The organism is Salinicola halimionae (assembly GCF_003206065.1).
In the GTDB taxonomy this organism is placed as follows: Bacteria; Pseudomonadota; Gammaproteobacteria; order Pseudomonadales; family Halomonadaceae; genus Salinicola; species Salinicola halimionae.
Map to the genome: position 1 here is coordinate 417,493 of NZ_PZJQ01000004.1, position 16,780 is coordinate 434,272.

Below are 16,780 nucleotides of genomic sequence, written 5' to 3' on the forward strand. Positions count from 1 at the left end.
CAGGAAGGGTAAACCAGTCATGCCGACAATGCGAACGGGCGCCTGAGCGCCCGTGTTGATGAAGCCTGTCTGTATATGCAAGCACGGCAGCTTACTCTTCTTCGTCGCCGAACTCGTTGTACCAATCATCTTCGATGGCGCGTCTGAGTCGACGTTCCTCGAGGAGTGCCTCTACCTGGCGTCGGGCGCGTAACGAATCCGCCTTGCTGCTGCGCGGGCGCTCGAATTGCTCATCATTGACGGCTTCGGAAAAATCCTGCTCGTCGATATATTCCTCACGGCTCATTGCTTGGCCCTCCCGTGACATCGCATCTCAGTGACGCTTCGGGCTATATATCTCCGAACGCCACTGGATACAAGACTTCAGCCGTGAAAAAGTTTGTCAGCATCATCTCCAGCCTGAGGGTCACGCTGGAAAACCAAGCGTAGTTAACTGGGCAGCCCAAAACGGGCAGCGTAGACTCCGCGGCTTTCCTGAACGCCGGAAGTCTATGCATGAGCCAGTTACCTCCTTGCCCGCAGTGCGGGTCCGAATATACCTACGTCGATAGCCAACTGTTTGTCTGCCCCGAGTGTGCCCATGAGTGGTCCGATACGGATGCCGGCGCCGAGGATAGCCAGGACAGCGTCGTAACCGATGCGCACGGCACGCCGCTCGCCGACGGTGACAGCATCACCGTGATCAAGGATCTCAAGATCAAAGGCTCGTCCCTGGTGGTGAAGGTCGGCACCAGGGTCAAGAACATTCGCCTGGTGGATGGTGACCACGACATCGACTGCAAGATCGACGGTATCGGACCGATGAAGCTTAAATCGGAGTTCGTCAAGAAAGCTTGAAACCGATCCAGAGCGTTTTTGGGATACCCGTTAACGTAGAGAGCATCAAAAAAAAGTCGGCCGAAGGCAGCGGCTAAGATCGCATGGCGTGTGCCAATTCGGTGCGATCAGGATTCCTTCGAGCGCACTTCGTATTCACCATCGAGTACCCGCTGTGAACGCTTGGCCGGGTGGGTATCGCTGGTGTGAGCGCCGCTGTCATGGTCAGCGCTGCCACCGGCATATTGCGCTTGAGAAGCACGGACTTGCTCGGCACGTTTCTTCATCCGGTGACGAAGAAATGGCAACATGGCCCAGCCGATGACGAGGAAGAACAGGCCGAGCAGGGTGCCGATGATCAGCATGGCGCCGAACAGTAGCCAAGTGAATAGCAGACGCAGGCCGCCGGCTCCCTGGCGCGGTCGAGTTTGCTGTACGCGCGCTCGCCACTGCTGAGCGGCGCGCCAGGCGGCGTTGTCATTCTGGCGGTTATCGGTCATCCGGTTGCACTCCCGGTGTTGAAATCTGCGGGTTTCAAATCTTCGCGATGCAGTTCGAGATCGAACTTTGCCTGATTGCCATTGTAGCCCTCGATCTCGATGTGCCCATCACTATCGACCTCGAGTTCTTCGAAGCGTTGCATGCCCCGATCGCGGGCGCGAGCCAACGCCTGCCGAAGTTCTTCCCCGGTCAGGCTCCAGTCCGGCGTGTTCGATTTACGCTGACTTTCGCGCATCAGGGTGGCATCGTTCAGGGTCATCGACACATCGAGCTCCCAGCCATCTTTGCGCCAACCTTCGATTTCGAAACGGTTGTCGTCATGATCGACATCCAGTTTTTCATAGTGACTGAAGCCGTAGCGCTCGGCACCGTTCAGCAGCGTATTCAGCTGGTTATAGGAAAGCGCCGTGTCGTCGGCCATGGCGCCGGTACTGATACCGCTGCCAAGTGCCACGGCGGAGAGGATCCATGGATTTTTCATCGCCAATCTCCTGATGCCGAGTATCGTGAAAACGTCCATCGCGGCGGCGCGAGGGCTCTGCCGATTTTCACCGTTATACTCGCAGGGACCTTGCCCCGAACTGACGAAGGCGTTCATCTTGGGTTCATCGTGTCGGGTTAGCGATGCCGCGAACGAAGCGTTCTGCGGTAACAGGTTCATGTCGGGTTAATGGCTGCTGCGGCACACTATGAAAATGAAACTACGCAACTATTTCGTGCTGCTGCCGATTTTCCCGCTGATGGTGAGCGGCGCTTTGGTGCCGGTCAGCGCCGACGGCGACAATTGGAGAGATCTGCACCAGGAGGTCAAGGAAGGCCATCTGGTGGGAATCAACGACATCATGGATTGGCTGGAAGCGCGCTATGACGGTCAGATTCTCGAGGTCGAGCTGGAACAGGACAATGGTCTGATCGAATACGAAGTGGAGATGATCGGGCCCCAAGGGCAGGTCGTCGAATTCGAGTTCGACGCTACCAGCGGCGAGCTGTTGAGCGTCGAAGGGGTCAACATCGAGGCGATGAAAAAATCACCCTAGGCTGTCAGCTTTCGTGGCTGATGGCGGAAACGTGTGTCTTGAGTCAGGGGGTCGGTAATGAAGGTATTGTTGGTCGAAGACGACGCGGCACTGGCCGAAGCACTGGCGGACGCGCTGGCGGAAGCCGGATTGTTGATTGAGTCGACGGCCACCGGGCAGCAAGCCGATTATCTAGTGCGTACCGAACGCTACGATGCGGTCATCCTCGATCTGGGTCTGCCAGACGGTGACGGTACGCGCTGGCTGTCGCAGTGGCGTGATGATGGTATCGACCTGCCGGTACTGGTGCTGACGGCGCGCGAACGTTGGTCCGACAAGGCCGCAGGCTTTTCCGCCGGTGCCGACGATTATGTGGTCAAGCCGTTCGAGACCGCCGAGGTGCTGTTTCGCCTACGGGCCCTGGTCCGTCGGAGCCATGGCCACGCTCACCCCGTTATCCGGGTGGGGGAGCTGACCCTGGATACGCATTCGGGCAGTGTTTCGCTGGCGGGGCGACCGATTACTCTGACCGCACAGGAGTCGCGCCTGCTCTCGTACCTGATGCATGCTTCGCCACGGATCGTCAGCCGTGCCGAGCTCGTCGAGCATGTCTACAATCGCGATCACGAACCCGATTCCAACGTCATCGACGTCCAGATCAGTCGTCTGCGGCGCAAGTTCGGCCGTGCCCGCATCGAAACGCTTCGCGGCCAGGGTTATCGCCTGGTCGATCTCGAGGCCGAGGCTTGAAAGACCAAGAGTTGAGAGGCCGAGACTTGAAAGCCAAACGCTCGAGAGGAGAAGGCTGGAAACGCTGGCAGCCGCGCTGGCTGGCTCGTCAGAGTGAACGTCTACGTCTGGCACCGTTGGGGGCCAGATTGCTGGTGGCCTCGTTGGTATTGGTCATCGTGCTGTTACCGCTGGCCGGTGCCGGTTTGAGCTACAACTTTCGACAGTCCGCCACTGCCTCATTCGATAGTCGACTCGAATCTTTGCTCAATGCGTTGCTGGCCGGTATGCAGGTCGACAACATCGGCCAGCGTCTGCAGCTCAATCGTTCGCTGGGCGATGCCCGCTTTGATCGGGTCTACTCCGGTTGGTACTGGCAGGTAACCGACGGCCGCGATCTGACACTGACCTCCCGTTCGCTATGGGATCAGCGCCTTCCGATTCCCGACGATGACGATGGGGTCAATGTCTACGAGGTCGATGGCCCGCGTGATGACGAGTTGCGCATGATCGAGCGGGATCTGCACTTGCCGGGGCATCGCGATGCGATTCACGTTGCGCTGGCAGGCTCGACCGTGGAACTGAACCACGAAGTCGGGCGCTTCGAGCGTCTTTTGATACTGTCGCTGGCGACCTTTGGCGTGTTGCTGTTGGCCGGGCTGGCGCTGCAGATGCGCTGGGGGCTGGCGCCGCTACGCCGGATGTCGGCCAATCTGCGGGCGGTCGAAGAGGGCGAGATCGAGCGTCTGGATACCCAGTTGCCGATGGAGCTCAAGGAGCTGGCGCTGGCAATGAACGGCGTGCTCGAGCGCGATAGGCGGTTGATCGAGCGCGGCCGCGCGGCCGCAGGCAACCTGGCGCACGCGTTGAAGACGCCGGTCAGCGTGCTCAAGACGCTATCCGAACGCTTTCCGGAGACACAGCGTCGGCCTATCAATACCGAGCTGACGCGCATCGACGATGCCGTTCGTCATCATCTGGCACGAGCCTCGGCAGCGGGTGGTGTGGCATTTTCGGGACGAGTGTCGATCCATGACGCCATTGCCCCGGTGGTGCAGGGATTGGCCAAGCTGGCGGCGCGACGAGGCATACGGTTCGATGCCGATATCGATCCCAAGGCGACAGCGCGTATCGATCCCCAGGATCTTCAGGAGCTCACCGGCAATCTGCTGGAAAACGCATTGCGATGGGCGGAGGGCCGAGTTCTGTTCAGGGTCTCTCGGGTACCGCAAGGTGTGCGTCTGAGAATCGAGGACGACGGGCCGGGGATGACTCAATCCCAGGGCGAAGCTGCGCTGGCGAGAGGTGTGCGTCTGGATGCGCGCGACTCTACAACCGGCTCCGGCCCCGGGGGATCGGGTCTGGGATTGGCGATCGTCGAGGATCTGATGATGCTTTACGGTGGCACGCTGCGTCTGGAGCGCGCTGCTCTCGGGGGATTGGCGGCCGACGTATGGCTCCCGGCATCGCCGGTCTCTGCTCAGACCGGCGACGTTCTGGCATCCGAGTGATGATTTCCAATGACGCGGCCCGAATGGATGCCGCCGTCTATCTGTCGGCCCGTCATGAACCGTGGATTTCAGGTCATTGCGCCAGCAGTTGGCCTCGAACCACGGTGCGGAAGCCGCGCCGTTCCGGTGACTGGATGGCGGCCAGCGCCAGCTGCAGCGCCTGCTGTGCCATCTCCGGCAAGTTATGGTGAATGCAGGGAATATGCAGCCCGAATACGTCGCTATGTTCGATGTCGTCGATGCTGAACAGCTGCACGTCACGCTGTGGTACAACGCCGCGTTCGTGGCACAGCTTCAGCACCGCCATGGTGATCTGATTGTTGGCTCCGATGATGCCTTGCGGCCAGGGATGATCACGCAAATATTCGCATAGTGCGTGATAGGCGGGTTCGAAGGTGAAATCACTGTACACCACATCGAGCGATATCTGCCGGCTACCGATGGCCTCGCGCACGCCGGACATGCGACCGATCGAAACCATCGAATCGGCCGGCCCGGAAACCGCGAGCAATTGCTCCAGTCCCTGCTCCAGACAATAACGACCGGCCTGATAGCCGCAGTCGAGGTTGTCGATATAAACCCCGCCGTAATGCGCTGCCTTGAGTTCGCGATCGACCAGCACCACCGGAATGCCTGCCGATGCGAGACGATCCAGATAGCCCGGATGGTAATCGATGTCCGACGAGATCACCGACAGAATGACGGCATCGACGGAAAATTCGATCAGTTTGCCGATCGCTTCGGCTTCCAGCGTTTCCGATTCGTAGGAGTCGAATACCAGCACGGTGTAACCGCGGGCTCTAGCCGCCAGCGTGATTTCGCGAGTAAGGCGGCCAAAAAACGGGTTGCTCATGTTGGGATTGACGACACCCAGAGTACGGGTAACTGCCGTGTCGCGCCCCCCTGACTGTGGCACGTAATTGAGTTCACGAGCGATGCGCAATATCTGATTGCGGGTCTCGGCATGGACTTTTTCCGGCGAGGAAAAAGCCCGCGACACGGTGATCTTGCTGACACTGGCCAGTCGGGCAATATCTTCGAGTGTGGTACGAGGCATCGCCTCTTCTCCCTGATGACCCTCGTGGTGTTTTGAGTCCAGACGTCGCAAGTCGGCTCGGCTGGCGTACCGATCTCGGCATTCTGTCGATCGTCGATTGGCTGTCAGCATCTCGTGCACTGTGGACACTGAATATCATTTCGCATCATTTTATATCATCGATAGCGTCTCGGTTACGCGCTTTTTTCTCTAATACTTAGGTCTAGAATAGGCATTAAACATTGGTCTAATAAAATTTAAAATATTGATTTTATTGGATTATTTTAAAAATCAATCGCTTGATTCCTGGGGTGTTAACGTTATGATTTATCTTTGATGTCATGAGCGTTCAAGTATTCGCTCTTGCAGCGCAAACGGTCGATCCTCGCCTCTGAATAACGCCAGCCTAGAATCATCAGGTCGGACCGTGCCCGGGGATCGTTCGGTACTCGGCGTGACAGCAGTCAAAGCCATAGCAATAACAAGCACTTCGAGAGGAATTCCTGATGAGACTTGCCCTGTTTGTTTCAAGCATAGGGATCGCGGGCCTGGGGGTCTGTTCCGCTGCCATGGCGCAGAGCACGGAAATCACCGTGGCCACCGTGAACAACCCCGACATGGTGACGATGCAGAGCATGATGTCAGCGTTCAAGGAGGCCCACCCGGACATCAAGGTGAACTGGGTGACGCTGCCGGAAAACGAGTTGCGTCAGAAAGTGACCACCGACATCGCCAGCGGTGCCGGCCAGTACGACGTGGTCACCGTGAGTAATTACGAGACGCCGATCTGGGCGCAGAACGATTGGCTCACGCCGATGGAGAACCTGCCTGACAGCTATGATGTCGATGACCTGCTCACGCCGGTCAAGGATGGGCTGTCGGTGGATGGCACGCTCTATGCGTTGCCGTTCTATGCGGAGTCCTCGGTGACCTACTACCGCAAGGATCTGTTCGAGAAGGCCGGTATCGAAATGCCGGACAAGCCGACCTGGACCCAGATCGACGAGTTTGCTTCCAAGATCCACTCACCCTCGGACGGCGTCTACGGGATCTGCCTCCGCGGGTTGCCGGGCTGGGGGCAGAACATGGCGTTGTTCGGCACCATGGTCAACAGCTTCGGCGGGCGCTGGTTCGACATGGACTGGAAACCGCAGCTGACCAGCGATGAGTGGAAGAACGCGGCCAATGCGTACGTCGATCTGCTCAACGATTATGGCCCTCCGGGGGTGACCTCCAACGGCTTCACCGAGTCCGAGACCCTGTTCGCCAACGGCCAGTGCGGCATGTGGGTGGATTCTACCGTTGCGGCCAGTTACGTCAGCGACCCGGAAACCTCGCAGATCGCCGACAAGGTAGGTTTCGCTCAGGCGCCTCATGAGAAGACCGAGAAAGGGTCCAACTGGCTATTCACTTGGGCATTGGGCGTGCCACAGTCCTCTAAGCACCAGGAAGCTGCGAAGACCTTCGTGGAGTGGGCGACTTCCAAGGATTACATCCAGGCGGTGGCGGATGACAAGGGCTGGCTGGCGGTGCCGCCGGGAACGCGACAATCGACTTATGCCAGTGACGACTACGTCAAGGCAGCGCCGTTTGCACCGCTGGTCGAGACGGCGATCAAGAGCGCCAGTCCCAACGACCCCAGCGCGCAGGAAGTGCCTTACACCGGCGTGCAGTTCGTCACCATTCCGCAGTTCCAGGCGATCGGCACCCGTGTCGGCCAGCTGATGGCGGCGATGCTCTCGGGTGAGAGCAGTGTCGACGAAGCGCTTCAGCAAGGGCAGACCTTCACCGACCGCATCATGCAGCAGACCGGCAAACCGCAGTAAACGAGGTACGGGACACCGCCGATCGGGGTCGATCGGCGGTGTCGCTACGTAAGCTGGAGCTGTCCAAGTCGGATTAGTGGTTGCATCGAGCAATCCAACGCCACGGGAATTCCGCATGAAAGCCATTTCTCGAACTGCCCCGAGCGCTGAAGAAACCGGCGCTCGTTCGTTCGCTCGTACCACGCGACTGCTGATGGCACCGGCAGTCATCTTCCTGCTGATCTGGATGCTCGTGCCGCTGGCAATGACCATCTACTACTCGTTCCAGCAGTACAACCTGATCATGCCGATGTACAACGGCTTCGCCGGGTTGAATAATTTCGCGATTCTGCTGGGCGATCCCACTTTCTGGAAGTCGCTAGCCAATACTCTGATCATCGTCGCGGCCAGTCTGGTCGTCACGGTGTGCCTGGGGTTGGCGCTGGCGCTACTGTTCAATCGTACTTTCGTCGGCCGCGGCGTGGCTCGAACGCTGGCGGTGGCGCCATTTTTCGTCATGCCGGTCGTGACCGGTCTGATCTGGAAGAACATGCTGTTCCATCCGGTCTTCGGTCTGTTCGCCTGGATGGCCCGGCAGCTGGGGCTGGAGCCGGTCGACTGGCTCGCCCATTACCCGATGCTGTCGGTGGTCATCATGATTACCTGGGAATGGACGCCGTTCGCACTGTTGGTGTTGCTGACCGGCCTACAGTCCCTGCCGGAAGATCAGGTCGAAGCGGCCAAGCTCGATGGCGCCAGCGCCTGGCAGGAATTTCGGCATATCGTGATTCCGCACCTGGGCCAGGTGCTGTATGTCGTGGTGATGCTGGAAAGTATCTTCTTCCTGACCTCGTTTGCCGAGATCTATACCACCACCGGTGGTGGTCCCGGCACCGCGACCACCAATCTTCCGTACTACATCTTTCAGACCGTGTTCCAGCAGAACGACATCGGCATCGCGTCGGCGGCAGCCATCGGCGCCGTGATCCTGGCGAACATCTTCGCCATCATGCTGATTCGCTTCATTGCCGGAAACCTCAATGCGGGGGCCGCACGATGAGATCGAAACGTTCTACCAACGCGGCCATGGGCGTGCTGGCCTGGATCGTGGCGCTATTGATTTTCTTCCCGATCCTTTGGTTGTTGCTGACCTCGTTCAAGACCGAGCAGCAAGCCTTTACGGTCGTGCCGAATTTCTTTTTCTCGCCGACACTGGATAGCTTCAAGGCTGCATTGGCACAGGGTAGCGGCTATTGGCACTACGCCTGGAATTCGGCGTTGACGGCTATCGTCTCGACCATCATCGGTCTGGCGCTGGCGGTGCCGGCGGCCTATGCGATGGCCTTCTATCCCAATAAACGCACCGATTTTCTGCTGGTATGGATGGTTTCGACCAAGTTCATTCCGGCCGTCGGCGTGCTGATTCCGATCTATCTGGTCTACAGCGCGGTCGGGCTTTTGGATAATGCGCTGGGGCTGACTCTGTTGTTCACCGCGATGAACCTGCCGATCATCGTGTGGATGGTCTACTCCTACTTCCGCGACATCCCCAAGGATATCGTCGAGGCGGCCGACATTGATGGCGCCAGTATCATGCAGACGCTGTTCAAGGTAGTGCTGCCGCTGGCGCTGCCAGGACTGGCCTCGACCGGGCTGCTGGCATTGATCCTGGCGTGGAATGAGTCGTTCTGGAGCATCACCATGACTGACCACAGTGCAGCGACACTGGCGGTTTACATCGCCTCGTTCAAGAGTGCCGAAGGACTCTACTGGGCCAAGATGTCCGCTGCTTCGGTGCTGGCCATCGCGCCGATCATCGTGCTCGGTTGGTTCACGCAACGCCAGATGGTCAGAGGCCTGACTTTCGGCGCCGTTAAATGATCGGCTATCACGCCGCTAACGAATCTATTTCAGAGGGCTAACGAGATGGCCATCGTCGAACTCAAGAATGTCGCCAAGAACTATGCCCAGGGTCTCGTTGCCAAGGGCAAAGGCGACAAAAGCAGCAATGCGGTCGATAATTTCAACCTCGTTACGCGCGACGGTGAATTCGTCGTGCTGGTGGGGCCATCGGGATGCGGTAAATCCACCACCATGCGCATGATCGCCGGGCTGGAGCGCAATACCGAAGGTGCGATACTGATCGATGGCAAAGACGTCAGTCAGGTGCCGCCCAAGGAACGCGACATCGCGATGGTGTTCCAGAGCTACGCGCTCTATCCGCACATGACCGTGGCCGAGAATATGGCGTTCAGCTTGAAGCTGAAAAAACGTCCCGCGGCGGAGATCAAAACGCATGTCGATGAAGCAGCGCAGACGCTGGGTATCCAGCATCTGCTAGATCGCAAGCCTCGCGAGCTCTCCGGCGGGCAACGTCAACGGGTCGCGCTGGGGAGGGCGATCGTGCGTGATCCGCAAGTATTCCTGATGGATGAGCCGCTATCCAACCTGGACGCCAAGCTCCGCGTGGATATGCGTGCCGAAATCGTCAAGCTGCACAAACGTCTCAACGTGACCACGTTCTACGTCACCCACGACCAGGTCGAAGCCATGACCATGGGCGAGCGCATCGTGGTGATGAAGGACGGCAAGATTCAGCAGATCGATACGCCGATCAATCTCTACGAGTTCCCGGCCAACCGTTTCGTGGCCGGGTTCATCGGTAACCCGTCGATGAACTTTCTGCGCGCTAAGCATGCCGATGGGGTCGTCAGTGGCGACGGTTACCAGCTGTCGCTGGACGGTGGCCACAGGCCAGCGGTGATATCTCGGAAAATGGTGGATGTCTGGGTCGGTATTCGTCCCGAGCATCTTCGGCTGAGCGACGCTACGGCAACCAATCGCATCCAAGGCACGGTAGACGTGGTCGAGACGCTGGGGGCGGTGACCGTGGTGCAACTGAGCGTAGGCGAGCACTCCGTCACCGCGCAGCTACCCGGTCATCAGAAGGTCGAGCTCGGTGACACGCTGACCCTGTCCTGCGATAGCGACAAGTTGCATCTGTTTGACGACGAGAGCGAGCTGGCCATTGGCCGCGAATCGACGGCGCAGCCCTCGGCAGCCGCCGAAGTCTGATCGACCGAGGCGCGGCGTTCAGCATTTTCCCCGGGCAGTGACTTTTTCAGGAGAAACCCTATGCCATCGTTGAATTCGACGGCCCTCGAGTCACTCGAGGATACCGTCGCCCAGCCATCCTATGATCGTAGCCGGATCACGCCGGGTATCGTGCACTTTGGCGTTGGCGGTTTTCATCGTGCGCACCAGGCGATGTATCTCGATGATCTGATGAATCGAGGCGAGGCGCTGGACTGGGGTATCGTCGGCGTGGGTGTGATGCCCGGCGATCGCCGGATGCAGGCCGCGCTGTCCGCTCAGGACCATCTCTACACGCTGGTGGTCAAGCATCCAGACGGCGAGTATCAAGCCCGAGTCATCGGCTCGATCATCGACTACCGCTATGCGCCGGACGATATCGAAGGAACGCTGGAATTGTTGGCAGACCCCAAGATTCGCATCGTCTCGCTGACGGTGACCGAGGGTGGCTACAACTTCCATCATGTGACGGGTGAATTCGATCTGGGCAACGAAGAGGTACAGCACGACCTGGCCTCGCCGCAGACACCCAAGACGACCTTCGGGATCGTCGCCGAGGCGCTGGCGCGGCGGCGAGAACGCGGCATCGAGCCGTTCACCGTGATGTCCTGCGACAACATTCAGGGTAATGGCGAAGTCGCTCATAAGATGTTCGTGGCCTACGCCAGAGCGCGGGACGCGGAACTGGGCGACTGGATCGATGCCAACGTGCATTTTCCCAATTCGATGGTCGACCGCATCACACCGGTCACCACCGACGCGGATATTGAAGAAATTCACCAGCGTTTCGGTATCGAGGATCGCTGGCCGGTGGTGTGCGAGCCTTTTACCCAGTGGGTGCTGGAAGATCATTTCAACAGCGGTCGGCCCGCCTACGATCAGGTCGGCGTGCAGCTGGTCGACGACGTCATGCCCTACGAATTGATGAAGCTGCGTCTGCTCAATGCCAGCCATCAGGCCCTGACCTATTTCGGCTATCTGGCCGGCTACCGCTATGCTCATGAAGTGTGTCAGGACCCGCTGTTCGTCGATTTTCTGCTCGACTACATGAACCGTGAGGGCACGCCGACTCTGCGCCCGGTACCGGGTGTCGATCTCGACGACTACAAGCACACGCTGATCGCGCGTTTCGCCAATCCGGAAATCAAGGACACCCTGGCGCGGCTATGTGCCGAAAGCTCGGATCGCATTCCCAAATGGCTACTGCCGGTGATCCGGGAGCAGTTGGCGCAGGGTGGCGAAATCCATCGCAGCGCCGCGGTCGTGGCCAGCTGGGCGCGCTATGCCGAGGGGGCCGACGAGCAGGGCGAGCCGATCACCGTCGTCGATCGACTCAAGGATGAATTGATGGCGATCGCCAAGCGCAATCGCGACGAGCCGACCGCGTTCATCGAGAATCGTCAGCTGTTCGGGGATCTGGCCGACGATGAACGTTTTCGTTCGGCCTATCTCGATGCGCTCGAGCGGCTCTACCGTGACGGTGCGCGGGCGTGTGTCGAGTCTCTCGTGGGCCATTGACGTCAGCGGCTAACGGGGTAAGGTCGGCGCTCGTGCCGGCCACGGAGCCAAGCCGGAATGGGAACTGATCAAGGGATGGAAGCGATGTATATCGGCGTGGATTGTGGCACCCAGAGCACCAAGGTCGTGGTGGTCGACGGTGACGACGGACGCATCGTTGGCGAAGCCTCTCGTTCCCACAAGCTGGAGCAGGGCGACCACGGCCGGCGGGAGCAGCGTGTCGAGGAGTGGACCGAAGCCTTTCGGGGCGCGCTCGAGGAAGCCCTCGGCGATGCCGGCGTGAAGGCAAATGTGGTTCGAGGTATCGGGATCTCGGGGCAGCAGCACGGCATGGTCGCGCTGGATGACGATGGCACGCCGGTGCATCCGGCCAAGCTCTGGAACGACACCGAAACGGCGGAGTGGAATGAACGACTGATCGATCAGCTCGGCGGTGAGCAGGGCTGCATCGACAAGCTCGGGCTGGTCCTGCAGACCGGCTATACCGCCTCCAAGATTGCCTGGCTTCGTGAAACGCACCCGCAGGCCTATCGACGGATCGCCACGTTGCTGTTACCGCACGACTATCTCAACTTCTGGCTGACCGGCGAGCGTGTCGCCGAACCCGGTGACGCTTCCGGTACCGGCTACTTCGATACGCGAGCGCGAACCTGGCGTCGTGATGTGTTCGAACTCATTGCGCCGGAACTCGACTTCGACAGCGTGCTGCCGAGGCTGATCGGCTCCCGGGAGGCGGTAGGCAAGGTGCGCCCGACATTGGCACGCGAGCTTGGGCTCAACGAAGACGTTCTCGTCTCCAGCGGCGGGGGCGACAACATGATGGGCGCTATCGGCACCGGCAACATCGAACCGGGGCGGGTCACGATCAGCTTGGGCACTTCAGGCACCATCGCCGTGCATTCTTCCGATCCTGTGATGCCGGACAACGCCATGGTGGCCAACTTCTGTGCCAGTCACGACGGCTGGCTGCCGTTGATCTGCACCATGAACGTGACCTCGGCCACGACGACGCTGAGGGAACTGGTCGGACTCGATATCGACGGTTTCAACCGCGCTGTCGCCAAAGCCGAGCCGGGGGCGGGCGGGATTACGCTATTGCCGTTCTTCAGTGGCGAACGGGTACCGGCGCTGCCCCATGCACAGGCGAGCATGAGCGGCATGACGAACTTCAATACCACGCCGGAAAACCTGTGCCGTGCCGCCGTCGAGAGCGCAACCTTCGGGTTGCGCTACGGTCTGGAGCTGCTCGGTCCGCTGGCCAGTCAGGCGACTCAGATACGTCTGGTCGGGGGCGGCGCAAAAAGTGCGATATGGCGCCAGATCGTGGCCGATGTTCTCGACGTCGAGGTGGTCTGTCCGCAGGTCACCGAGGCGGCGGCTTTCGGTGGCGCGATTCAGGCGCGCTGGTGCGATGATCGTGAGTCAGAGGTGGCGCTGGACACGCTTTGCCAAAACTGGGTGCGACTGGACGACTCCACGCTGACAAGGCCTCGACCAGAGACAGTCGCGGCTTACCACGGTATTTATCGGCGCTATCGTGAAGCGTTGAGCCGTGAGTATGGTATCGCTTGAAGCGCTCGTATCATCGAGTGATGACGCCTCATGCATTGAAATCCCCCAGACCTTGAAATCGAGCCTGGGACCCCTCACTGACGGTTACTAGAGCGAGGCTTTCCCGATGAAGTTCGCCCTTTGCAGATCGCCTTCCTCGATGTCGATGCTCGGTTACGGGCGGCGACTCGGTTCGAGCACGGCGGCGACCGCCGCACATCGGTGTTATGCTTTCAGTATCAGGATTGCGATGGTACGCAATCACACACCAGGACGATGGAGCGATTCATGACACAGCAACTCGACTCTCTCAAACAACTTTCCATGGTGGTTGCCGACACCGGCGATCTGGATGCCATTCGCCGCTATCAGCCGCACGACGCAACCACCAATCCCTCGTTGATTCTCAAGGCCTTCGATCTCGAAGGCTACCAGTCGTTGATCGATGAGACGCTGAGCGCGGTCAAGTCGGAAGTGTCCGATGCCGACTCGCGAGTCGATGACGCAGTCGACCGTCTCTGCGTGGCGATCGGCACCGAAATCACCAAGATCATTCCGGGCCGTGTCTCCACCGAAGTGGCAGCCAAGCTCTCCTTCGACGAGGAAGCCAGCGTCGAGAAGGCTCATCATCTGATCAAGCTTTACGAGAAGCAGGGTGTCTCCAAAGATCGCGTGCTGATCAAGCTCGCGTCTACCTGGGAAGGCATTCGCGCCGCCGAAAGGCTTGAGAAGGAAGGTATCCGCTGCAACCTGACGCTGCTCTTCTCCGATGCTCAGGCCCGCGCCTGCTTTGAAGCCGGTGTCTACCTGATTTCGCCGTTCGTCGGTCGCGTCACCGACTGGTACAAGAAATCCACCGGCACCGAGTCCTACGCGCCGGACGAAGATCCGGGTGTCAAGTTCGTGCGGGGCGTCTGCGACTATGCCGCTCAGTACGGCTATGAAACCGTGGTCATGGGCGCAAGTTTCCGCAATACCGATCAGATCCTGGCGCTTGCTGGCTGCAACCGCCTGACCATCTCGCCGGCACTGCTCGAGGAACTCTCCTCGGCGGATGGTGAAGTCCAGCGCAAGATCACCGATCAAGGTAGCGGAAAGCCGCGCGAAGACCGTATCGGCGAAGCACAGTTCCGCTGGGAACATAACGAGGACGCCATGGCGACCGAGAAGCTCGCTGAAGGCATTCGTACTTTCGCCGCCGACCAGAAGAAGCTGGAAGGTCTGCTGGCCAAGCGTCTGGGCTGATGTCCTACCGCAGTATGATACGAAGACACCCGGCCATGCGCCGGGTGTCTTCGTTTAAGGGCCTACAGCCATCCGAACTTGACGCCAAGCGCCAATTGACTCGACTTACGCCCCTTTCCAGACATCGGCCAGAATCTCGTAGGACTTAACCCGTTCGGCATGATCGTAGCAGTCGGTGTTGACCATGATTTCGTCGGCTCCGGTCCGTTCGAGCAAGTCGTCGAGCTGCTGACGCACGCTTGCTGGGCTGCCGACCACGGCGGCACCGAGGTTCTGCGAGACCATTGCCTGCTCCTGGGGCGACCAGTCGAGTGTTTCCACCGGCGGTTGCGTGCGCGTGCTCTTGCCCCGAATCAGGTTGAGGAATTTTTGCTGTTGCGTAGTAGCCAGGAAGCGAGCGCGCTCTTCAGTGTCGGCGGCGATCAGCGGTATGCCGATCATGGCGTGGGGCTTGTCCAGCACACCCGGTTGGAAGCCTTCGCGATAGAGATGCAGCGCCTCGATCATGTAGCCCGGCGCGAATTGGCCGGCGAAGGCGAAGGGCAGACCGAGTCTGGCCGCGAGCTGGGCACTGTAGCCGCTGGATCCGAGCAGCCAGATAGGCACATGGGTGCCTTCACCGGGAATCGCGCGCACGCGCTGGCCGGGCACGCTGTCACCCAGGTAACGGCGCAGCTCATCGAGACGGTCGGGGAAATCGTTGACGCCGGCACGTGGGTCGCGGCGCATGGCCTGCATGGTGATCCCGTCGGATCCCGGCGCACGGCCCAGGCCGAGATCGATGCGATCCGGGTAGAGCGTGGCCAGCGTGCCGAACTGCTCGGCGATTGCCAGCGGCGGATGGTTGGGCAGCATGATGCCGCCGCTGCCGACGCGTAGTGTCGAGGTCGCGCCCGCAATGTGGCCGATCAACACGCTGGTTGCCGCGCTGGCGATCCCATCGATGTTGTGGTGTTCGGCCAGCCAGTAGCGGTTATAGCCCAATCGCTCGGTCTGCTGGGCCAGGTCGACGCTATGGCGGAAGGTCTCCGCCGGTGTGCCTTCGCGTGTGATTGGTGCCAAATCCAGCACCGACAGAGGAATATCGGCAAGTCGTGACATGAGCGCTCTCGTCGAGAAGTGAGTGGACGCTCGTTAGCGCCCTCATGATCCTCATCATGAGGGCACCTGAGATGAATGCAACCGATCCTTGCTGCCGAGCTTCACTTTGACTCTTAGCGTCACCGGATTTTCGGACGGAGTATACGTCTAGATGTCTTTCAGCAGGGCCTGAATTTCCTGACGGCGCCCGGCATCGGCCGTCTCTCTGCCAAGACGCGGCGCGGCCGCCATAGCCTTGTCGAGTGCCTGACGGGCTTGCGCGTCATCGCCCTGATCGTGGAGAAAGTCAGCCCAGAAGTAGTTGCTATCGATACCGTCGGGGTTGACGCTCAAGCCTTTCTGCAGCAGCTGTCGCGCCTTGTCGTCGTCACCGAAACTGATCGGCCAGCCGGGTACCTGATGATAGAGCGTGCCCAGGCTGGTATAGGCCGAACCGTTCAGCGTTTCGGGGTCGATCGATAGCGCCTGCTCGAACTCCGAGCGCGCGTCCTTCACCTGAGACAGGGCGCTCAGGCCGCCCTCGGCCCCGGCCTGGGAGCCTCGTATGATCCCCGCCCAGGTATGCAGCTCGGCGCTTTTCGGTTGCGCTTTCAGCAATGCCAGAGCGCGTTGATAAAGCTGCTCGAAGGCATCGACACGCCGCGCTTCCGGTGTCTGATACTGAATATTGGCCCAGCGGCTTTGGAGTTCGTGCAGGCCTGCTGCGATCGCTGCTGTCGAGTCCGTGGTCGACGCCGTCGAGGATTCCGCCGCCAACGCCATGGAGCTGTCGGTTAGCGCGATGCCTGACGTTGTGGCGAGAACCATGGCGAAGGCCATTGCTTTAAGAGAAAGATGTGCTGTCATGGTGATCTCCCG

General features: G+C 59.8%; 17 protein-coding genes. 11 read left to right on the forward strand and 6 right to left on the reverse strand.

Annotated elements, in window-relative coordinates; genetic code table 11:
- Positions 1–91 precede the first annotated feature (91 nt).
- Positions 92–286: a PA3496 family putative envelope integrity protein gene (locus DOM27_RS07825; protein ID WP_425353286.1), complete on the reverse strand. Its 195-nt coding sequence runs from the start codon at positions 284–286 to the stop codon at positions 92–94.
- 209 nt (positions 287–495) lie between these two features.
- Between DOM27_RS07825 and DOM27_RS07830 the strand changes: the two genes are divergently transcribed.
- The gene (locus tag DOM27_RS07830; RefSeq protein ID WP_110655483.1) at positions 496–837 is read left to right on the forward strand and encodes a zinc ribbon domain-containing protein YjdM; all 342 of its coding nucleotides are present in this window, start codon (positions 496–498) and stop codon (positions 835–837) included.
- 107 nt (positions 838–944) lie between these two features.
- Here DOM27_RS07830 and DOM27_RS07835 read toward each other — a convergent pair whose 3' ends face one another.
- Together DOM27_RS07835 and DOM27_RS07840 are read right to left on the reverse strand one after the other, a co-directional pair.
- Entirely contained in the window at positions 945–1,316 is a 372-nt protein-coding gene (locus DOM27_RS07835) for a hypothetical protein (RefSeq protein WP_110655484.1), read from the reverse strand.
- On the reverse strand, positions 1,313–1,798 hold the full coding sequence (locus tag DOM27_RS07840) for a hypothetical protein (RefSeq protein ID WP_157956733.1): 486 nt from the start codon (positions 1,796–1,798) through the stop codon (positions 1,313–1,315). The genes DOM27_RS07835 and DOM27_RS07840 overlap by 4 nt, the downstream gene beginning before the upstream one ends.
- A gap of 214 nt (positions 1,799–2,012) precedes the next feature.
- Between DOM27_RS07840 and DOM27_RS07845 the strand changes: the two genes are divergently transcribed.
- From DOM27_RS07845 to DOM27_RS07855, 3 genes are read left to right on the forward strand one after another with little or no spacing between them, the layout of a single operon-like run.
- Positions 2,013–2,354, forward strand: coding sequence for a PepSY domain-containing protein (locus tag DOM27_RS07845; protein WP_245392638.1), 342 nt, complete (start codon positions 2,013–2,015; stop codon positions 2,352–2,354).
- Between the two features lie 57 nt (positions 2,355–2,411).
- Positions 2,412–3,083, forward strand: a complete 672-nt coding sequence (locus tag DOM27_RS07850) for a winged helix-turn-helix domain-containing protein (protein WP_110655487.1) — start codon at positions 2,412–2,414, stop codon at positions 3,081–3,083.
- 26 nt (positions 3,084–3,109) lie between these two features.
- On the forward strand, positions 3,110–4,573 hold the full coding sequence (locus DOM27_RS07855; RefSeq protein ID WP_342588607.1) for a sensor histidine kinase: 1,464 nt from the start codon (positions 3,110–3,112) through the stop codon (positions 4,571–4,573).
- A 73-nt stretch (positions 4,574–4,646) separates the two neighbouring features.
- On the opposite strand, the gene DOM27_RS07860 is transcribed toward DOM27_RS07855, so the two are convergent.
- Complete coding sequence (locus DOM27_RS07860; RefSeq protein WP_188113698.1) at positions 4,647–5,630, reverse strand: LacI family DNA-binding transcriptional regulator; 984 nt, start codon at positions 5,628–5,630, stop codon at positions 4,647–4,649.
- Between the two features lie 485 nt (positions 5,631–6,115).
- Here DOM27_RS07860 and DOM27_RS07865 point away from each other — a divergent pair, with 485 nt between their 5' ends.
- The 7 genes from DOM27_RS07865 to tal all read left to right on the forward strand — a co-directional run bounded on the left by DOM27_RS07865 (position 6,116) and on the right by tal (position 14,821).
- A complete protein-coding gene (locus DOM27_RS07865) occupies positions 6,116–7,435 on the forward strand; it encodes an ABC transporter substrate-binding protein (protein WP_110655489.1) in 1,320 nt (439 codons plus the stop codon).
- 115 nt (positions 7,436–7,550) lie between these two features.
- Positions 7,551–8,474 carry a carbohydrate ABC transporter permease gene (locus DOM27_RS07870; RefSeq protein WP_223162306.1) on the forward strand — a complete coding sequence of 308 codons (924 nt, stop codon included), beginning with the start codon at positions 7,551–7,553 and terminating at the stop codon, positions 8,472–8,474.
- Positions 8,471–9,295, forward strand: a complete 825-nt coding sequence (locus tag DOM27_RS07875) for a carbohydrate ABC transporter permease (protein ID WP_110655490.1) — start codon at positions 8,471–8,473, stop codon at positions 9,293–9,295. The genes DOM27_RS07870 and DOM27_RS07875 overlap by 4 nt, the downstream gene beginning before the upstream one ends.
- A gap of 45 nt (positions 9,296–9,340) precedes the next feature.
- A complete protein-coding gene (locus DOM27_RS07880) occupies positions 9,341–10,489 on the forward strand; it encodes an ABC transporter ATP-binding protein (protein WP_110655491.1) in 1,149 nt (382 codons plus the stop codon).
- Between the two features lie 60 nt (positions 10,490–10,549).
- Positions 10,550–12,025, forward strand: coding sequence for a mannitol dehydrogenase family protein (locus DOM27_RS07885; protein ID WP_110655492.1), 1,476 nt, complete (start codon positions 10,550–10,552; stop codon positions 12,023–12,025).
- 84 nt (positions 12,026–12,109) lie between these two features.
- Positions 12,110–13,597 carry a xylulokinase gene (gene xylB / locus DOM27_RS07890; RefSeq protein WP_110655493.1) on the forward strand — a complete coding sequence of 496 codons (1,488 nt, stop codon included), beginning with the start codon at positions 12,110–12,112 and terminating at the stop codon, positions 13,595–13,597.
- Between the two features lie 267 nt (positions 13,598–13,864).
- Entirely contained in the window at positions 13,865–14,821 is a 957-nt protein-coding gene (gene tal / locus DOM27_RS07895) for a transaldolase (RefSeq protein ID WP_110655494.1), read from the forward strand.
- A 105-nt stretch (positions 14,822–14,926) separates the two neighbouring features.
- Here the strand turns inward: tal and DOM27_RS07900 are convergent, their stop codons facing one another.
- Positions 14,927–15,922: an LLM class flavin-dependent oxidoreductase gene (locus DOM27_RS07900; RefSeq protein ID WP_110655495.1), complete on the reverse strand. Its 996-nt coding sequence runs from the start codon at positions 15,920–15,922 to the stop codon at positions 14,927–14,929.
- A 147-nt stretch (positions 15,923–16,069) separates the two neighbouring features.
- Complete coding sequence (locus DOM27_RS07905) at positions 16,070–16,768, reverse strand: tetratricopeptide repeat protein (protein WP_245392639.1); 699 nt, start codon at positions 16,766–16,768, stop codon at positions 16,070–16,072.
- Positions 16,769–16,780: the final 12 nt, after the last annotated feature.

Coding starts and splice junctions, on each gene's coding strand:
- DOM27_RS07825 (WP_425353286.1), bottom strand. CDS start 286: ATGAGCCGTGAGGAATATATCGACGAGCAGGATTTTTCCGAAGCCGTC.
- DOM27_RS07830 (WP_110655483.1), top strand. CDS start 496: ATGAGCCAGTTACCTCCTTGCCCGCAGTGCGGGTCCGAATATACCTAC.
- DOM27_RS07835 (WP_110655484.1), bottom strand. CDS start 1,316: ATGACCGATAACCGCCAGAATGACAACGCCGCCTGGCGCGCCGCTCAG.
- DOM27_RS07840 (WP_157956733.1), bottom strand. CDS start 1,798: ATGAAAAATCCATGGATCCTCTCCGCCGTGGCACTTGGCAGCGGTATC.
- DOM27_RS07845 (WP_245392638.1), top strand. CDS start 2,013: ATGAAACTACGCAACTATTTCGTGCTGCTGCCGATTTTCCCGCTGATG.
- DOM27_RS07850 (WP_110655487.1), top strand. CDS start 2,412: ATGAAGGTATTGTTGGTCGAAGACGACGCGGCACTGGCCGAAGCACTG.
- DOM27_RS07860 (WP_188113698.1), bottom strand. CDS start 5,630: ATGCCTCGTACCACACTCGAAGATATTGCCCGACTGGCCAGTGTCAGC.
- DOM27_RS07865 (WP_110655489.1), top strand. CDS start 6,116: ATGAGACTTGCCCTGTTTGTTTCAAGCATAGGGATCGCGGGCCTGGGG.
- DOM27_RS07870 (WP_223162306.1), top strand. CDS start 7,551: ATGAAAGCCATTTCTCGAACTGCCCCGAGCGCTGAAGAAACCGGCGCT.
- DOM27_RS07875 (WP_110655490.1), top strand. CDS start 8,471: ATGAGATCGAAACGTTCTACCAACGCGGCCATGGGCGTGCTGGCCTGG.
- DOM27_RS07880 (WP_110655491.1), top strand. CDS start 9,341: ATGGCCATCGTCGAACTCAAGAATGTCGCCAAGAACTATGCCCAGGGT.
- DOM27_RS07885 (WP_110655492.1), top strand. CDS start 10,550: ATGCCATCGTTGAATTCGACGGCCCTCGAGTCACTCGAGGATACCGTC.
- xylB (WP_110655493.1), top strand. CDS start 12,110: ATGTATATCGGCGTGGATTGTGGCACCCAGAGCACCAAGGTCGTGGTG.
- tal (WP_110655494.1), top strand. CDS start 13,865: ATGACACAGCAACTCGACTCTCTCAAACAACTTTCCATGGTGGTTGCC.
- DOM27_RS07900 (WP_110655495.1), bottom strand. CDS start 15,922: ATGTCACGACTTGCCGATATTCCTCTGTCGGTGCTGGATTTGGCACCA.
- DOM27_RS07905 (WP_245392639.1), bottom strand. CDS start 16,768: ATGACAGCACATCTTTCTCTTAAAGCAATGGCCTTCGCCATGGTTCTC.